The organism is Acidaminococcus fermentans, from assembly GCF_009696675.1.
Taxonomy (GTDB): domain Bacteria; phylum Bacillota; class Negativicutes; order Acidaminococcales; family Acidaminococcaceae; genus Acidaminococcus.
Genome location: NZ_VULN01000001.1, coordinates 62,474 through 79,425, shown reverse-complemented (window position 1 = coordinate 79,425; position 16,952 = coordinate 62,474). Strand labels below are relative to the sequence as shown.

9 protein-coding genes and 1 CRISPR repeat array are annotated in these 16,952 nt (G+C 50.3%); of the genes, 8 read left to right on the top strand and 1 reads right to left on the bottom strand.

What is annotated here, in order from left to right:
• Positions 1 to 502: 502 nt before the first annotated feature.
• Positions 503 to 1,450, bottom strand: a complete 948-nt coding sequence (locus FX155_RS00350) for an Abi family protein (protein WP_022486610.1) — start codon at positions 1,448 to 1,450, stop codon at positions 503 to 505.
• Between the two features lie 1,153 nt (positions 1,451 to 2,603).
• On the opposite strand from FX155_RS00350, the gene cas9 reads away from it, so the two are divergent.
• The 8 genes from cas9 to carB all read left to right on the top strand — a co-directional run bounded on the left by cas9 (position 2,604) and on the right by carB (position 16,951).
• Complete coding sequence (gene cas9 / locus FX155_RS00345; RefSeq protein WP_154487302.1) at positions 2,604 to 5,903, top strand: type II CRISPR RNA-guided endonuclease Cas9; 3,300 nt, start codon at positions 2,604 to 2,606, stop codon at positions 5,901 to 5,903.
• A gap of 22 nt (positions 5,904 to 5,925) precedes the next feature.
• Positions 5,926 to 6,825: a type II CRISPR-associated endonuclease Cas1 gene (cas1, locus tag FX155_RS00340; protein ID WP_154487300.1), complete on the top strand. Its 900-nt coding sequence runs from the start codon at positions 5,926 to 5,928 to the stop codon at positions 6,823 to 6,825.
• Positions 6,818 to 7,138: a CRISPR-associated endonuclease Cas2 gene (gene cas2 / locus FX155_RS00335; RefSeq protein ID WP_154487298.1), complete on the top strand. Its 321-nt coding sequence runs from the start codon at positions 6,818 to 6,820 to the stop codon at positions 7,136 to 7,138. Before cas1 ends, cas2 begins: the two co-directional genes overlap by 8 nt.
• A gap of 100 nt (positions 7,139 to 7,238) precedes the next feature.
• Positions 7,239 to 8,329: a CRISPR direct-repeat array (repeat unit 36 nt; unit sequence ATTATACCAAACCAATAATCAGCAGGGAACTACAAC).
• 1,310 nt (positions 8,330 to 9,639) lie between these two features.
• Positions 9,640 to 10,218, top strand: coding sequence for a PdaC/SigV domain-containing protein (locus FX155_RS00330; RefSeq protein WP_195839582.1), 579 nt, complete (start codon positions 9,640 to 9,642; stop codon positions 10,216 to 10,218).
• A gap of 228 nt (positions 10,219 to 10,446) precedes the next feature.
• On the top strand, positions 10,447 to 11,403 hold the full coding sequence (locus FX155_RS00325) for an aspartate carbamoyltransferase catalytic subunit (RefSeq protein WP_075580585.1): 957 nt from the start codon (positions 10,447 to 10,449) through the stop codon (positions 11,401 to 11,403).
• The gene (locus tag FX155_RS00320) at positions 11,387 to 12,679 is read left to right on the top strand and encodes a dihydroorotase (RefSeq protein WP_154487294.1); all 1,293 of its coding nucleotides are present in this window, start codon (positions 11,387 to 11,389) and stop codon (positions 12,677 to 12,679) included. The genes FX155_RS00325 and FX155_RS00320 overlap by 17 nt, the downstream gene beginning before the upstream one ends.
• Positions 12,667 to 13,743 carry a glutamine-hydrolyzing carbamoyl-phosphate synthase small subunit gene (gene carA, locus FX155_RS00315; RefSeq protein WP_154487292.1) on the top strand — a complete coding sequence of 359 codons (1,077 nt, stop codon included), beginning with the start codon at positions 12,667 to 12,669 and terminating at the stop codon, positions 13,741 to 13,743. The genes FX155_RS00320 and carA overlap by 13 nt, the downstream gene beginning before the upstream one ends.
• A 1-nt stretch (position 13,744) precedes the next feature.
• Positions 13,745 to 16,951, top strand: coding sequence for a carbamoyl-phosphate synthase large subunit (gene carB / locus FX155_RS00310; protein ID WP_154487290.1), 3,207 nt, complete (start codon positions 13,745 to 13,747; stop codon positions 16,949 to 16,951).
• The last annotated feature ends 1 nt before the right edge of the window (position 16,952 follow it).

The following is a 16,952-nucleotide window of genomic DNA, read 5'->3' as shown; positions in this document are numbered from 1 at the left end:
TTTCCATCGATCCAAAGACATATTATTGGGAAAGGGGAATATTTCGCTGGAACTGGTCCGCTGACTTTGATCCAGTGCCTCCACTGGCAGGGCAACCGGATAAATGGGTGGTTCTGGCGACATTTTGCCGGAGGCAAACAGGATATTTCCTAAGCGGGCTGACCATCTCTACACTTTAAGGATAATTGGGTCTGCCTGACCAGGAGGCCGGGAAGGGTGTGCCTGCGGCGCGCACCCTACAGCGTTGGAATCGGATGTTGTTTGTTCGACCGAGCGGACGGGGATGTCGTTGAACCGACGAATGTGGGCCGGCTAAATGGCCGGCGCCCTGCGATGACGTTGACATGGCGGAGAACATCATTGTTATCATAAGCTCGACGGAGACGGTGTAGGGGCTTCCCGGAGGGGAGCCCATCCCGGCCTCCGGTTTTTTATGTTCAAAAGCAGATGCCCGGCATCTGGTATCCTTTGGCGCGAGACGGCGTTTGCAGATGCGGGGTTATTAGCTTGTGGGGGTGAACCAGTCTTTTGGAAAACCTAGTGTTTGAATAATCGTGTTGGCAGAGATTGTCTTTAAATTTTTGTTTAAAGTTTGCATTAGAAAATCCAATGAATTGTGTAAAACGTTAAACTCTCCACTGTTGAGGAAGCATTGCATGGATAGATAAACGGAATAAATAGTGTTACGATAATCATTTGCGGTTAAGCCTGCTGATGAATGAAGAGGAAACCAGTATTTGCAGTCCCTTCTGCATTTAAAATCAATCAAACGGTTATTATGGGCACAGATATTTCTTACATCATTGATATTTTCGATGAAACTCAACATCGTTTCAGGTGGGAAAATTTCAGATTTCTGAAGGTTTTGTTGGATGAAAGTTTCCATATCATGGGCTATTGAGTTTTGAAGCTGGGTAGATACTGAAGATATCATGTGGCGAAGTTCGCCAAAATCCATATAGTTGATGAGCACCCAGATAGGAACAGATCCATAATTTTTTAAATAATGGGCGATACTGCTGTTTGGTTGTTTTTTATAATGATTTATAATGCCAGACAGGTGGTAAATGGTTGTTACAACTGATAGTGTTTTACTAGAGTCATAGCATGCGGTATCCAGGTAGGCATAGGGGGTATTCCTGTATTTTTTGGCAAAATGATAGGCAAAGATGGATTTTAAATGCCCCTCAACGCTGAGAATTTTGTTAAAGAAAGCCTGCTTGATTTCGCGGTCAAATGAATATAAACAGACGACTTCATCAAAGTTTGCACCAGGTAAATAAGTATCTCCTTTGGATATAAAATATTTACTGTACCCATTTATAATGTTGTAATAATTGTTACTCAGCAAGTAATTTGCAGCATACGCTTCATCTGAAATGATTAAACCTCTTGCTTTTAATAATGAAATTTGTTCTTCTATTGTTTTAAATGTTTTTTGTTTACCCATAAAAAAATACCCTCTCCAACAATGGAGAAGGTATTCGCACTGATCCCCGTAGAGATTTCAGCACTCCTTTGTTCTCCATTATATAGAATTTATATATCAATGTCAACGTGCTAAAAATTGACCATTTTATTTAATGCATAATTCAGTAAATTATTTCATATAATCATATAGGATTGACAGAGAAAATGCAAGCGTTGTTAGAGTCGGGTTAAAATCGCCAATTTCAGTCGGATGAAAACAACAAGTGGCCGGGAAGGGCGTGCCTGCGGCGCACCCCTACGGCGTTGGGGTCGGATGTTGTTTATTCTACCGAAGTCTGACGGAGACGGCGTAGGGGCTTCCCGGAGGGGAGCCCGTCCCGGCCTCCGTTTTTTATGTTCAAAAGCAGATGCCCGGCATCTGGCATCCTTTGGCGTGAGACGGCGTTTGCGGATGCGGGCGGCCGGGCCTGTCGTCCCCGCAAGGGGGCATAGATTGAAAATACGTCATGGATGGAGAAATCGACACACATCCCTTGTCGCCCCCATACGGGGGCATGGATTAGAATGGAGAATCAGGAATGAATACGGATGTGATAGACTGCAACGTTCTTCACTTTAAGGATAATTGGGTCTGCCCGACTAGGAGGCCGGGAAGGGCGTGCCTGCGGCGCACCCCTACAGCGTTGGGGTCGGATGTTGTTTGGTCGACCGAGCGGACGGAGATATCGTTGAACCGACGAATGTGGGCCGGCTAAACGGCCGGTACCCTGCAATGACGTTGACCAAGCAGAGAATATCGTTGTTATCCTCAGTTCGACGGAGACGGCGTAGGGGCTTCCCGGAGGGGAGCCCGTCCCGGCCTCCGGCTTTTTGTGTTGGGAGAATTTCTTTACTGGGAGTTTTTTTACACAGGGAATGTGGTATAGTAGAAGGAGAAAAGGTTCAATTAAGGATAAACAGTCTTTGAGTGAAGAAAAAAGCAAAATATGATAAAATATTCATAATGTTCTTTACTTTATATGGTAAGTGCGTTATAATAAATTCGGTTATACCAAACCAATGATCAGTGGGTTACTATGATAAGGTAACACACCGAGGAGCTCTAACGCCTTGCCATTCGGCAAGGCGTTATCTCTTTATTGGAAAAAAATTGAAGGAAGGCGGGAAGGGTTATGGCGTATGGCATTGGACTGGATATCGGTATCGGATCGGTGGGGTGGGCCGTGCTGGCTCTGGATCATGAAGAAAATCCCTGGGGAATTATGGATTTGGGCAGCCGGATTTTTGATGCAGCAGAACAGCCTAAAACCGGGGCTTCTCTTGCTTTGCCCAGAAGAGAAGCCAGAAGTATGCGTCGCCGTCTGCGCCGGCGCAGACATCGTATGGAACGGATGCGGAATCTCTTTATCAATGATGGACTGTTGACGGAAGAACAACTGTATCATCTGTATGACGGAAATTTGGAAGATGTATATGCTCTCCGTGTTAAGGCTCTGGATGAACGGCTGACGGATGAAGAGGTGGCACGAGTCCTGCTGCATCTGGCCCATCGCCGGGGATTTAAAAGCAATCGGAAAGCTGAATCCAAAAGTGCAGAAGCAGGGGAACTAAAAAAGGCCATCAGTCTGAATCAGGAAACCATGGAAGAAAACCGCTATCGGACGGTAGGAGAAATGTTCTTCAAAGATTCCCGCTACGCAGAATATAAGCGGAACCGAGGCGGAAATTATCTCAATACGGTAGACCGCAGCATGGTGGAAGAGGAAGCACGCAAAATCCTGGAAACTCAGGAAAAGCTGGGGAACAGCAAGCTGAATAAAGATTTTCAGAATTCCTATCTTTCCATCCTGCTGAGCCAGAGACAATTTGATGAGGGACCTGGAGGAAACAGCCATTACGGGGGAAATCAGATTCTGAACAAGGTAGGGACCTGTACTTTTGAAGATGGAAGCAATGGGGAACCTGCGGAGAAGAGAGCTCCCAAAGTCTGTTATTCTTTTGAATATTTCAATCTTCTGCAGAAAGTGAACCATTTGCGTTTGAGCTCTGCTAAAGACAACCGGGGACTGGATGAAGAAGAACGGGAAAAAGTCATTGCGCTGGCAAAAGACAAAGCAGACCTGCGTTTTGGAAAAATCCGGGAAACACTGCAGATCTCTCCGGAATATCGGTTCCAGGGTGTTTCTTACAGTACCAAAGAACCTCGTGAGGATACTGAGAAAAAAGCCAAATTCAATTTCCTGCCGTTCTATCATCAGATGCGGAAAATCCTGAAATCAAAAGCTCAGATTGATATTAAGGAATATACTTTGGATGAGTTGGACAAAATTGGTCAGATTCTTGCTTTTTATAAAGGGGATGATGCCCGGCGGAAGGAACTGGGAAAGCTGCGAATCGAACCCAAAGCCATAGAAGCTCTGTTGGAACTGAACGGTGCCAGCAAGTTCTCCCATTTGTCATTGAAGGCGATCCGAAAGATCACACCTTTTCTGGAACAGGGTATGACCTATGATAAAGCCTGCGAAGCGGCCGGATATGATTTTCGGGCCCATCAAGAGGATAAAACGTTCCTGCTGCCGGCCAATGCACCGGAACTGGAAGATATAACCAATCCAGTGGTACGCCGTGCCATCGGCCAGACCATCAAAGTGGTCAATGCCATTATCCGGAAGCAGGGAAGCAGTCCCTTGTATGTCAATGTGGAACTGGCTCGAGAAATGGCCAAAGATTTTCAGGAACGGAAGAAAATTAAAGATGATAACGAAGCCAATCAGAGCCGAAATGACAGGTTGATGCAGGAAATTAAAGAGAATTATCAAAGATTGAATCCCTCAGGTATGGATCTTATGAAATGGAAATTGTGGAAGGAACAGGATGGGAAGAGTCCTTATTCTCAAAAATCTATAGCGCCAGAGCGGCTGTTTGAAACCGGATATGTGGATATCGATCATATCGTTCCCTACAGCATCAGCTTTGATGACAGCTATAAAAACAAGGTTCTGGTGTTTTCTTCAGAAAACCGGGATAAGGGAAACCGTTTGCCCTATCAATATCTTCTAAAGAAATATGGGCAGGATACGGCAGACAGGTTCAAAGTATGGGTTGGCAACAATGTCCGGGATTATCGGAAACGGCAAAGGCTGTTGAAAGAAAAAATGACGGAAGAAGAAATGTCCGGCTTTAAGGAACGGAATCTGAGTGACACGAAATATATTTCCCGGTTTATGTATAATTTCATTCGGGACCATCTGGAATTTGCCCCTTCTGAAACAGGGAAAAAGAAACGGGTATTGGCTGTCAATGGAATGATTACTTCCTATTTGCGGAAACGCTGGGGTATCCGTAAGATTCGGGCCAATGGGGACAAGCACCATGCTGTGGATGCGGTAGTCATTGCCTGCACCACCGATAAGATGATCCGTGATCTGACGCTTTATTCGGAAGAAAGAGAAAACACGTATGATGTGGATGAACGGGGAAGCCGTCTGGTAAATGAATCTACTGGGGAAGTACTGAAAGGATTTCCGCTTCCATGGGAGGGATTCCGCCAGGAGTTGGAGGCTCGCTGTTCTCCGCACCCGGAACGGGAATTGGCTGGTTTGACCTTTTATATGAACAAGGATTTGAATGACATCAAGCCGATTTTTGTTTCCCGTATGCCTAGAAGAAAGGTGACAGGAGCTGCCCATAAAGACACTATCCGCAGTGCCAGACATATTGCGGATGGAATTACGGTCTCGAAAGTGCCGCTGAACAGTTTGAAACTGGGAAAGGATGGAGAAATTACGGATTATTATAATCCGGATAGCGATCGGCTTCTGTATGAGGCATTGAAAACACGACTGGAAGACTTTAAGGGTGACGGCAAAGATGCATTTCAAGAACCGTTTTATAAGCCTAAAGCAGATGGCTCCCAAGGTCCGTTGGTTAAAAAGGTAAAAATCCAGGCAAAAGCGACTTTGGCAGTTCCTGTGGAAGGGAAGACTGGAGTTGCGGAAAACGACAGTATGGTCCGTGTGGATGTGTTTAAGGTGGAGGGGGAAGGATACTACCTAGTGCCTGTTTATGTAGCGGATACAGTAAAAGCGGAATTACCGCAGAGAGCAGTAACACCTGGTAAACCATATCAAAACTGGAAAATTATGGATGAGAAAGATTTTCTCTTTTCTTTGTATCCCAATGACCTGATTAAAATTGAGGCCGAAAAAGAGATTTCGTTTTCACTAGTAAATCCAGACAGTGATTTGTTAAAAGAAATTAAAAGCAATCAAATTTTTGCATATTATGTAAAGACGGGCATTGCTAATGGATCAATTAAAGTTATTACCAACGATAATTGTTATCAGAAATTGAGCTTGGGGGTGAAAACGTTAAAATCAATAAAAAAATATCAGGTAGATGTGCTGGGAGAGGTTCATCCTGTAAAAAAAGAAGTCCGTCAAAAGTTTACTATTCAGCAGAAAGCTCGATGATGAATGAGAAAGGTTTTGATCAATGGGATATCGCAATATTGTGATTGCTTCTGCTGCTACTTTATCCTGCAGAGAAGACCAGCTGATTATCCTCAATGAGAATAACAACAAAGTACCCATTGAAGATATCAGTGCCATTGTTTTGGAAAACCAGCAGAGTCGAATCAGTCTTGCGGCTTTGGGACAACTGGTATCCAATAATGTGACGGTTTATCTGTGCGACAAACAGCATATTCCCAGTGCAGTGGTATTGCCCTTTTATCAAAATTCCACCAATGCTGTGGTTATCGAAAAACAGGAGCAGCTATCTGTTCCCCAGACAAAACAGGTCTGGAAGCAGATTGTGATGGCCAAAATCCAGAATCAGGGCCGCTGCCTGAAGGAAAGAGGGGATGAAGAAGGAAACCATTACCTGATGGAACTGGCCAAAACAGTAACCAGTGGGGACATCCACAATGTGGAGGCAACTGCTGCCCGGTACTATTTCCGCAGGGCCTTTGGGGAAAAGTTTACCAGAACAGGAGATGATAGAAGAAACAATGGACTGAATTACGGGTATGCCATTATGCGGGGGCTGATTGCCAGGCTGCTTACAGGGTATGGATTCATGGTTATCAAGGGAATCCATCACTGCAATAAGTACAACAGCTTTAACCTGGCGGATGATTTTATGGAGCCGCTGCGGCCGGTTGTTGATTTGTTTGTGTTGAACCACATGACAGGGGATGATAATCTGACACCGGATCTGAAGCACGCGCTGGTGAATCTGTTAGGAGTGGACGTGCTTTCAGGGGGTCAAATACACAGCTTGAATTATGGCGCAGAACGGATGATCCAGAGTTTTATGCGGATCTGCCAGCAGGAAGGGAAAGAACTGATGATTCCTGAACTGGTTCAGCTGAGACAGCATCAATATGAATAAATTTATGCGTATACTTGTACTTTTTGATATCCCGGTAAAGACAAAATATCAACGGCACGTGGCTTCAAAATTCCGCCACTTTCTTTTGAAAGATGGGTATTATATGCTGCAGTATTCCGTTTATGCACGGATCTGCAACGGGCCGGATGCTGTAGAAAAGCATCGGCAGCGCCTGATGGGTGCGCTGCCGGATAATGGGTCCGTCAGAATGGTTGTTCTGACGGAAAAACAGTATGAAGCGATTGATGTGCTGGTGGGACGATATCTGCCCGAAGAAAAGGCCTATGATACAGAGCATGTTTCCGTTTTTTGAAAACAACCGAATAAGGCTTCAAAAATTCTTTTTTACAGGAGTTTTTGAAAAAAGTGAAAAGCCCTTGTGCCAGATGACACAAGGGCTTTTGCTGATTACAATTATACCAAACCAATAATCAGCAGGGAACTACAACTTTAGTGCTTCGTTTGACTTTAAGCAAAACATTATACCAAACCAATAATCAGCAGGGAACTACAACTAAAACGCGGACGTCAGTAAGGATTTTATCATTATACCAAACCAATAATCAGCAGGGAACTACAACCAATCAAACACATCTTCGCCGCTTTGCCACATTATACCAAACCAATAATCAGCAGGGAACTACAACCCGGAAGGTTGAGCCTTTTCATCGCTTCCAATTATACCAAACCAATAATCAGCAGGGAACTACAACTGTTTAGGCTGTACCCATATTTCCCCGTAGATTATACCAAACCAATAATCAGCAGGGAACTACAACCTCTTGTATCTGATCATGAGTACCTTCCCCATTATACCAAACCAATAATCAGCAGGGAACTACAACAACTGCCAGTGGCTATGCTCAAAAAGCTGAATTATACCAAACCAATAATCAGCAGGGAACTACAACATACGCACTGTGAATTCACAGAAGACACGGATTATACCAAACCAATAATCAGCAGGGAACTACAACGCGACATGATAATCTAACGAATAGATATATATTATACCAAACCAATAATCAGCAGGGAACTACAACAAGACCGCTCTTGCGTTGATACCCTGCTTCATTATACCAAACCAATAATCAGCAGGGAACTACAACTACATCCGATGGTGATTTCATTGGCGTCGATTATACCAAACCAATAATCAGCAGGGAACTACAACATTACATACTGGTGCATTGGCATAAAGTAAATTATACCAAACCAATAATCAGCAGGGAACTACAACTCGCAGTTATAGCTCATAACCGGATTTTCTATTATACCAAACCAATAATCAGCAGGGAACTACAACCTTTTCGTTGATGTACAGGTGGTCCTCGTCATTATACCAAACCAATAATCAGCAGGGAACTACAACATACTTGACCTTGCAAGGACAAATGCGTGGATTATACCAAACCAATAATCAGCAGGGAACTACAACGGCTCCGCATCGGGGAAGCCCTTGCCCTCAATTATACCAAACCAATAATCAGCAGGGAACTACAACGTATGGGGACGTGGATTAAATTATGATAAAGGTATTTCTTTGGAGTTTATCAGTTATTTAAATTTCTATCAATATAGAAGACAACTATACTAAATACGTTATCAGGCTGTTCTGCATTCTGTTTTCTGTACTTTTTTTGCCCTCCGATAGGCCGGGAAGGGTGTGCCTGCGGCGCACCCCTACGGCGTTGGGATCGGATGTTGTTTGTTCAACCAATTTGGAGGAAGTTGTCGTTGACCAGGCGGAGAATAAGCGTTGTTGTCATCAGCTCGACGGAGACGGCGTAGGGGCTTCCCGGAGGGGAGCCCTTCCCGGCCTCCGTTTTTTATGTTCAAAGGCAGATGCCCGGCATCTGGCATCCTTTGGCGTGAGACGGGAGACGTTGAGCGTGAGGCAGCGTTTGCAGATGCGGGCGGCCGGGCCTGCCGCCCCTACGGGACGGAGAAAAAGGGACAAGGGAGACACCTGCGCCTGTATTGTTGTTTATGGACGATGCCATTATAATATGAATGTAAAGATAATTATCAAGCCTCAAAAATCGCAATTTTTGAGGTTAACCTATTTTCTGACCGCAAATTTTAGGGATTTTGAGGTGTACGATATACACCTGGCGGAAAACATCGTTGTTATCCGTGGACCCCGCGCATGCGGGGATGATCCTACGGGCGGGAAGCCCTGGAAAGCCGTTATCTTGTGGACCCCGCGCATGCGGGGATGAACAGCCGGTACTTCAAAGAGTAATCGGGAACTATTTATATACATTTTGGAATTGCAGGTTTAATCAATACCAGTTTATAGGGAGTGAAAAGTGATTGAGTGGTTAGGTGGCTAAGTGGTTATGAAACCAGGTTACTTCTTGAAGTCGGGTTAAAATCGCCAATCTCAGTCGGATTAAAACAGCCAGGAGGCCGGGAAGGGTGTGCCTGCGGCGCACCCCTACCGCGTTGGGATCGGATGTTGTTTGTTCGACCGATTGGAGGAGGTTGTCGTTGATTAGGCGGAGAATATCGTTGTTGTCATCAGTCCGGCGGAGACGGCATTTTTCAATCGGATGGACGGGGTCCAGGGGGGGGAACGGACGGCTCTGGCGGCATTTTTGTCGGTGGCAAAGGCGTGAGACTAAAAAGCGGCTGACCCCTTTTCACCATCCTACTGGCATATATTATGGTAGAATAATGGTATGGACGAAGTGGTATGTGAGTGTTTATCCTGAAATGGGGGCATTGATCATGAAAAAGAGTGGGAAATTTCTGACTTGGATTGTGTTGGCGGGTTTGCTGGCTTTGCCTTTGGGGATGGGGGAGGCCAGCGTGGAGAAGCATGTGGCGGACGAGGCCAATTACAAGATGAGCTACCCCATTGTGTATGTGGACCGCAATCAGGAGGCCCAGGACCGGATCAATTCGGATATCTACCAATATATAGCCGGGTTCCGGGATGATTATGCGGCCGGAAAATTCACCCGGGGGAGGTTTTCTTACCAGGTGCAGTATGAGGACGGGACGCTGCTTTCTCTCACGCTGGCGGATTTCCGGTACAGCCAGGGGGCGGCCCATGGGTACACCAATACCCGGGGGCTGACTTACAGCAAGGTGACAGGGGAGAAGCTGCCTCTTCCTTATTTTGTCCGGATCAGTACGGCGGACAAGAGCCTGATCCTGTCCCAGCCCATTTACAACAGCCGAAATGAGCCGGTGCCGCTGAGCAAGACCTTTGCCAATGATTCTTTCATGTGGGACAAGCTGAAGATCAGCGACAATTATTTCCTGGAGGGCGGAGGAAAAATCGCCCTGATCTACCGGCCCTATGAACTGGGGTGCTACGCCCTGGGGACCCTGCGGGTGGAACTGTCGCCCAAGGTCATTGCTTACTTGAACCGGAAAAACTGACGTCTGACTTTTGACAGGCCCGGAGGGGCCGGGTGTGATTTTTCTCCCGCCTTGACTTTTCTTTTCCCCCGTGCTACACTAGAAAAAACTTCAAAGAATCACCTTTTAACCTAGTCCTGTGAGACTAAGAAAGGGACTTTTATCTAGAAGCAGTTATTAGAAGCCTTCTTGTCTTAGGACGAGAAGGCTTATTTTTTCAACCTGCAGTTTATTATAGGAGGCTACAACATGACAAAGGCGGCAGTCAGCCTGTCCGGACGGGATATCCTGGATCTTTCCTCCCTGTCCGTGGAAGAGTACGATCTGATCATGCGAACGGCGGCGGAGATGAAGAAGGTCATGAAACGGGACATCAAGAAGCTCCCGTCTCTCCGGGGCAAATCCATTGTGAACCTGTTCTATGAAAACAGCACCCGTACCCGCAGCTCTTTCGAGCTGGCCGGGAAGTATCTGGGGGCGGACGTAATCAACCTGAGCACCGGCACTTCCAGTGTGAAAAAAGGGGAATGCCTGAAGGACACCATCCTGACCATGCAGTCCATGGCCTGTGATGCCATTGTCATGCGTCACCCGGTGGAAGGGGCAGCCAAGTACGCAGCGGACATTGCAGCCCCCATTGTGATCAACGCCGGGGACGGGGCCCATGCCCATCCCACCCAGGGTCTCCTGGACATGTTCACCATCCTGGAACATGGGAAACAGTTCAAGGGCCTGAAAATGGCCATTATCGGGGATATCCTTTACAGCCGGGTGGCCCGGAGCAACATTGCGGCCTGGACCAAGCTGGGAGCGGATGTCCATGTGGCCGGTCCCATGACCCTGATTCCTCACGACATCCAGGAACTGGGGGTCACGGTGCACAAACGGGTGGAAGACGCCATTGAAGGGGCGGATGTGGTGGATGTGCTGCGGATCCAGCTGGAACGCCAGGACAAGGCCATGTTCCCCACTCCCCGGGAATACGCCCGGATTTACGGGGTCAACGAAGAACGGATGAAACTGGCCAAACCGGACTGTCTGGTGATGCATCCCGGTCCCATGAACCGGGGGTTGGAAATCTCCTGGGATACGGGCTACAGTGACCAGGCTGTGATCCGGGAACAGGTGACCAACGGGGTCGCGGTGCGGATGGCCGTGTTATTCTTGACGATTATGGGAGGAAAGCCAGTTGAAAACGCTAATTAAGAACGGACGGATCGTAGATCCCAGCCAGCAGCTGGACCAGGTGATGGACCTTCTGGTGGAAGACGGGAAAATCGCGGAAGCGGCACCTCACATTGATGCAGCGGCGAACGAAGTGTTCGACGCTACGGGCCTGGTGGTGGCTCCCGGGTTCATCGACCTGCACACCCATCTCCGGGAACCGGGGCTGGAAGCCAAGGAAGATCTGGTCACCGGCACTATGGCAGCGGCTCACGGGGGCATCACCCGGGTGGCCTGCATGCCCAACACCAAACCGGTGATCGACAGCTCCATTGTGGTCAGCGGCATCCAGGAACGGGCCCAAAAGGAAGGGTACGTCCATGTGGAAGTGATCGGGGCCATTACCAAAGGGGAAAAAGGCAAGGAACTGTCTGAAATGGGGGACATGGCCCAGCACGGGGTCATGGGCTTCTCTGATGACGGCCACTATGTGTCCAGTGCCTATGTAATGAACCTGGCAGCCCAGTATGTGAGCGCTTTTGACAAGCCCCTGATCTGCCACGACATCGACGAAGAGATGAACCACGAAGGGTTCATGCACGAAGGGGCCGTTTCCGCCCGTCTGGGTGTGCCCGGCATCCCTTCCATCGCCGAAGACATCTGTGTGGCCCGGGATGCGGCCATTGCGGAATACACCGGGGCCCACATCCACATTGCCCACATTGCCAGCAAGGGGGCTGTGGACATTGTCCGGAAGGCCAAGGCCCGAGGGGTGAACATCACCTGCGAAGTGACGGTCCACCACCTGACCCTTACCGATGAAGCCTGCGCCGGTTACAATACGGCCACCCGGGTTTCTCCTCCTCTCCGGAGCCGGGATCATGTGGAAGCCATGCGGGCGGGGTTGAAGGACGGCACCATCGATGCCATCGTAACGGACCATGCTCCTCATGCGCCGGAAGAAAAAGATGTGGAATTCCGGTATGCTCCCAACGGGTTCTGCGGCCTGGAGACTTCCGTAGGGGTGATCCTGACGGAGCTGTACCATACGGGAGAATTCTCCATCAATGAAATCGTCAACAAAATGAGCACCAGCCCGGCCCGGATCATGAATCTGGACGCCGGCAGCCTGAAGGTAGGCCGGAATGCGGACATCACCATCCTGGATCTGGACCGGGAATGGACGGTGGACAGTGAAAAATTCTATACCCGGGGCAAGGTGACTCCTTTCAACGGAAAACACTGCAAAGGCATGGCAGTGGCGACCATGGTCGATGGCCGGTTTGTGATGAAAGACGGTGTAGTATGCAAAAAGTAAAAGGCAAGTTGGTATTGAAAGACGGAAGCGTCTATGAAGGAACTTTGTACAGCACCCATAAGGCAGTGGGGGAAGTGGTGTTCACCACCGGCATGTCCGGGTATCAGGAAACCCTGACGGACCCCTCTTTCTGCGGGCAGATCGTCATCTTCACCTATCCCCTGATCGGGAACTACGGCTGCAACGACCTGTTCTGCCAGAGTGACGGCTGCTGCTACAAGGGGCTGATCGTCAGCGAACTGTGTGACGAACCCTCCAGCTGGCGGGATGAAGGCACGGTGCTGGAATTCCTGGAAAAGAACGATATCCCGGTGCTGGCCGGTGTGGATACCCGGGCGCTGACCCGGCGGATCCGGTCCTACGGGACCCTTCAGGGGGTGCTGGTGCCGGCAGATACTCCGGACGACGAAGTCCAGGCTCTTTTGGCCACTCCCGAAGAACATGACCAGGTGGCCCAGGTAACCACCAAAAAGGTGTACACCATGGGACCGGACGACGCCAAATATTCCGTAGCCGTCATGGACTACGGGGTGAAGCGGCACATCCTGGAATGCCTGGTGGAAAAAGGCTGCAAACTGACCGTATTCCCGGCGGAAACTCCGGCGGAAGAGGTACTGGCCATGGATCCGGACGGGATTTTCCTGAGCAACGGCCCTGGGGATCCGGCGGATCTGACGGTGGAAATCGACAACATCAAAAAGATGATCGGCAAGAAACCCATTTTCGGCATCTGCATGGGGCATCAGGTCATGGCGCTGGCCAACGGGGCCAAGACCAAGAAAATGCTTTTCGGCCACCGGGGCATCAACCAGCCGGTCCGGGATCTGGTGGACCACAAGATCTGCATCACCTCCCAGAACCATGGGTTCATGGTGGATGAGGATTCCCTGAAGGGACTGCCGGTGGAAGTGATCAACCGGTCCCTGAACGACAACACCATCGAAGGCCTGCGCTATCTGAACCATCCCACCTTCACAGTGCAGTACCATCCGGAAGCATCCCCCGGTCCCAGCGGCAACGCTTATCTGTTCGACCGGTTTATCAAAATGATGGGAGGGCACTGATATGCCAAAAAAAGAGAATGTAAAGAAAGTCATGGTCATCGGTTCCGGCCCGATCATCATCGGTCAGGCTGCTGAATTCGACTATTCCGGCACCCAGGCCTGCCGGGCCCTGAAGGAAGAAGGGCTGGAAGTGGTGCTGGTGAACTCCAACCCGGCCACTATCATGACCGATGTGCACATTGCAGATCGGGTGTATGTGGAACCCCTGGATGTGGAATTCCTGGAAGCCATCATCGCCAAGGAACGGCCGGATTCCCTGCTGGCCACCCTGGGGGGCCAGATCGGCCTGAACCTGGCCATTGAACTGGACAAAAAAGGCATTCTGAAGAAATACAATGTGCAGCTCCTGGGCACCCAGATCTCCAGCATCATGAAGGCGGAAGACCGGGAACTGTTCAAAGAAACCATGGAGAAACTCCACCAGCCCATTCCCCAGAGCACCATTGTGGAAAGCGTGGATGCGGCCAAGGAATTTGCCAAGAAGGTGGGCTTCCCTCTGATCGTGCGGCCGGCCTACACCCTGGGGGGCACCGGGGGCGGCATTGCCCACAACATGGATCAGCTGGATGACATTACCACCAAAGGGCTCATGTACTCCCTGATCGGTCAGGCCCTGATCGAACGGTCCGTAGCCGGCTGGAAGGAAATCGAATATGAAGTGGTCCGGGACCATGAAGACAACTGCATCACCGTCTGCAACATGGAAAACATCGACCCGGTGGGGGTCCATACCGGGGACTCCATCGTGGTGGCTCCCTGCCAGACCCTGACTGACCGGGAAGTCCAGATGCTCCGGACCGCCGCCATCGACATCGTCCGGGAACTGGGGGTGGAAGGGGCCTGCAACGTGCAGTATGCCCTGAATCCGGACAGTGAAGAATACATCGTCATCGAAGTGAACCCCCGGGTAAGCCGGTCTTCTGCCCTGGCTTCCAAGGCAACAGGCTATCCCATTGCCAAAGTGGCCGCCAAGATCGCTGCCGGGTATACCCTGGACGAAATCGAAAACGCGGTAACCAAGAAAACCTCCGCCTGCTTCGAACCCACCCTGGACTACTGTGTCATCAAGATCCCCCGCTGGCCCTTTGACAAGTTCGTCAATGCGGACCACACCCTGGGGACCCAGATGAAGGCCACCGGGGAAGTGATGGCCATCGAACGGAATATCGAAGCCGGTCTGCTGAAGGCGGTCCGCTGCCTGGAAATCGGCCTGACTCATATGGACATGCCGGAACTCCACAAGCTGACGGACCAGGAAGTCTTTGAAAAGGTCCGGAAAGTGGACGACGAACGGCTCTTTACCATCGCCGAAGCCTTCCGGAGAGGGATGACCGTGGACCAGGCCCATGCCATCACCAAGATCGACGAATTCTTCCTGCGGAAGATCCGCCACATTGTGGAACTGGAAGTGCGTTTGAAGAGCGAAGAACTGACGCCGGAACTGCTCCGGGAAGTGAAGAAACGGGGCTTTGCCGATGTGACCATCGGGAAACTGGTAGGGAAGACCGGTCTGGAAATCCGTGCCATCCGGAAGGAATGGGGCATTACCCCTGTTTACAAGATGGTGGATACCTGCGCCGCGGAATTCGACGCGGAAACTCCGTACTACTACTCCACCTACGGGGTGGAAGACGAAGTGGAAGACACCCCCAACAAGAAGGTGCTGGTACTGGGCTCCGGTCCCATCCGGATCGGCCAGGGGGTGGAATTCGACTACTGCTCCGTCCACTCTGTATGGGCTCTGAAGGATCTGGGCTACGAAACCATCATTGTAAACAACAACCCGGAAACCGTATCCACGGACTTCGATACCGCTGACCGGCTGTATTTCGAACCCTTGACCCTGGAAGACGTGCTGAATGTGATCGACCGGGAAAAACCGGAAGGGGTCATTGTCCAGTTCGGGGGCCAGACCGCCATCAACCTGGCCGGTCCGCTCCATGACTGCGGGGTGAAGATCCTGGGGTCTTCCGTAGACAGCATCGACCGGGCAGAAGACCGGGAACGGTTCGACGAACTGCTGACCAGTGTGGGGATTCCCCGTCCGAAAGGCCACACGGTGTTTGACATCGACGGGGCTCTGCGGGCTGCCAACGATGTGGGCTACCCTGTAATGGTGCGTCCTTCCTATGTATTGGGCGGCCGGGCCATGGAAATCGTCTACAACGACGACGAACTGAAATACTACATGAACAACGCCGTAAAGGCTTCCCACGAACACCCGGTGCTGGTGGACCACTACCTGATGGGTACGGAAGTGGAAGTGGATGCCATCTGCGACGGCAAGGACGTGCTGATGCCCGGGATCATGGAACACATCGAACGGGCCGGGGTCCATTCCGGGGACTCCATTGCGGTGTACCCGCCCCGGACCCTCAGCGAGCACGTAATCGAACAGATCATCGACTACACCACCAAACTGGCCCTGGGCCTGGAAGTCCATGGGATGATCAACATCCAGTACATTGTCCGGGATGACAAGCTGTATGTGATCGAAGTAAACCCCCGGTCCAGCCGGACAGTGCCTTTCCTGAGCAAGGTGACGGGCATCTCCATGGTGGATGTAGCCACCAAATGCGCCATGGGCGTATCCATCCGGGATCAGGGCCTGGAACCGGGCCTGAAGCTCTTCCCGGACTACTATGCGGTGAAAGCGCCGGTGTTCTCCTTCAACAAGATGACCGACGTGGACATCACCCTGGGGCCGGAAATGAAATCCACCGGGGAAGTGATGTGCATCGACGCCCAGTTCCCCAGAGCCCTGTACAAAGCCTGCATTGCCGCCGGCACCCACATCCCCAAGAGCGGTGCCATCCTGATCACCGTAGCGGACCAGGACAAGGAAGAAGTGGTGCCCATTGCGGAAGGGTTTGAAAACCTGGGCTATGAACTGGTGGCTACCGCCGGTACCGCCAAGTTCCTGGAAGGAAAAGGCATCCATGTGGGCCGGGTGGAAAAGGCCAGCGCCGGTACCCCCAACCTGCTGGATGACATCAAGGAAGGCCGGATCTGCATGGTGATCAATACTTTGACCCACGGTTCCGACGCTACCCGGGACGGCTTCAAGATCCGCCGGTCCACGGTGGAACACGCCATTCCCTGCCTGACCAGCCTGGATACCGCCCGGGCCCTGTACAAGGCCATGGGTGCCATGCGCCGGCGGAACGTGGTAAGCGTGGTGGCTCTCCAGGATCTGAAGACGGAGTAAG

What these genes read in the sequence shown, in the direction of transcription:
- FX155_RS00350 (WP_022486610.1), bottom strand. Translation starts at nt 1,450, where the DNA reads ATGGGTAAACAAAAAACATTTAAAACAATAGAAGAACAAATTTCATTA.
- cas1 (WP_154487300.1), top strand. Translation starts at nt 5,926, where the DNA reads ATGGGATATCGCAATATTGTGATTGCTTCTGCTGCTACTTTATCCTGC.
- cas9 (WP_154487302.1), top strand. Translation starts at nt 2,604, where the DNA reads ATGGCGTATGGCATTGGACTGGATATCGGTATCGGATCGGTGGGGTGG.
- FX155_RS00325 (WP_075580585.1), top strand. Translation starts at nt 10,447, where the DNA reads ATGACAAAGGCGGCAGTCAGCCTGTCCGGACGGGATATCCTGGATCTT.
- carB (WP_154487290.1), top strand. Translation starts at nt 13,745, where the DNA reads ATGCCAAAAAAAGAGAATGTAAAGAAAGTCATGGTCATCGGTTCCGGC.
- carA (WP_154487292.1), top strand. Translation starts at nt 12,667, where the DNA reads ATGCAAAAAGTAAAAGGCAAGTTGGTATTGAAAGACGGAAGCGTCTAT.
- cas2 (WP_154487298.1), top strand. Translation starts at nt 6,818, where the DNA reads ATGAATAAATTTATGCGTATACTTGTACTTTTTGATATCCCGGTAAAG.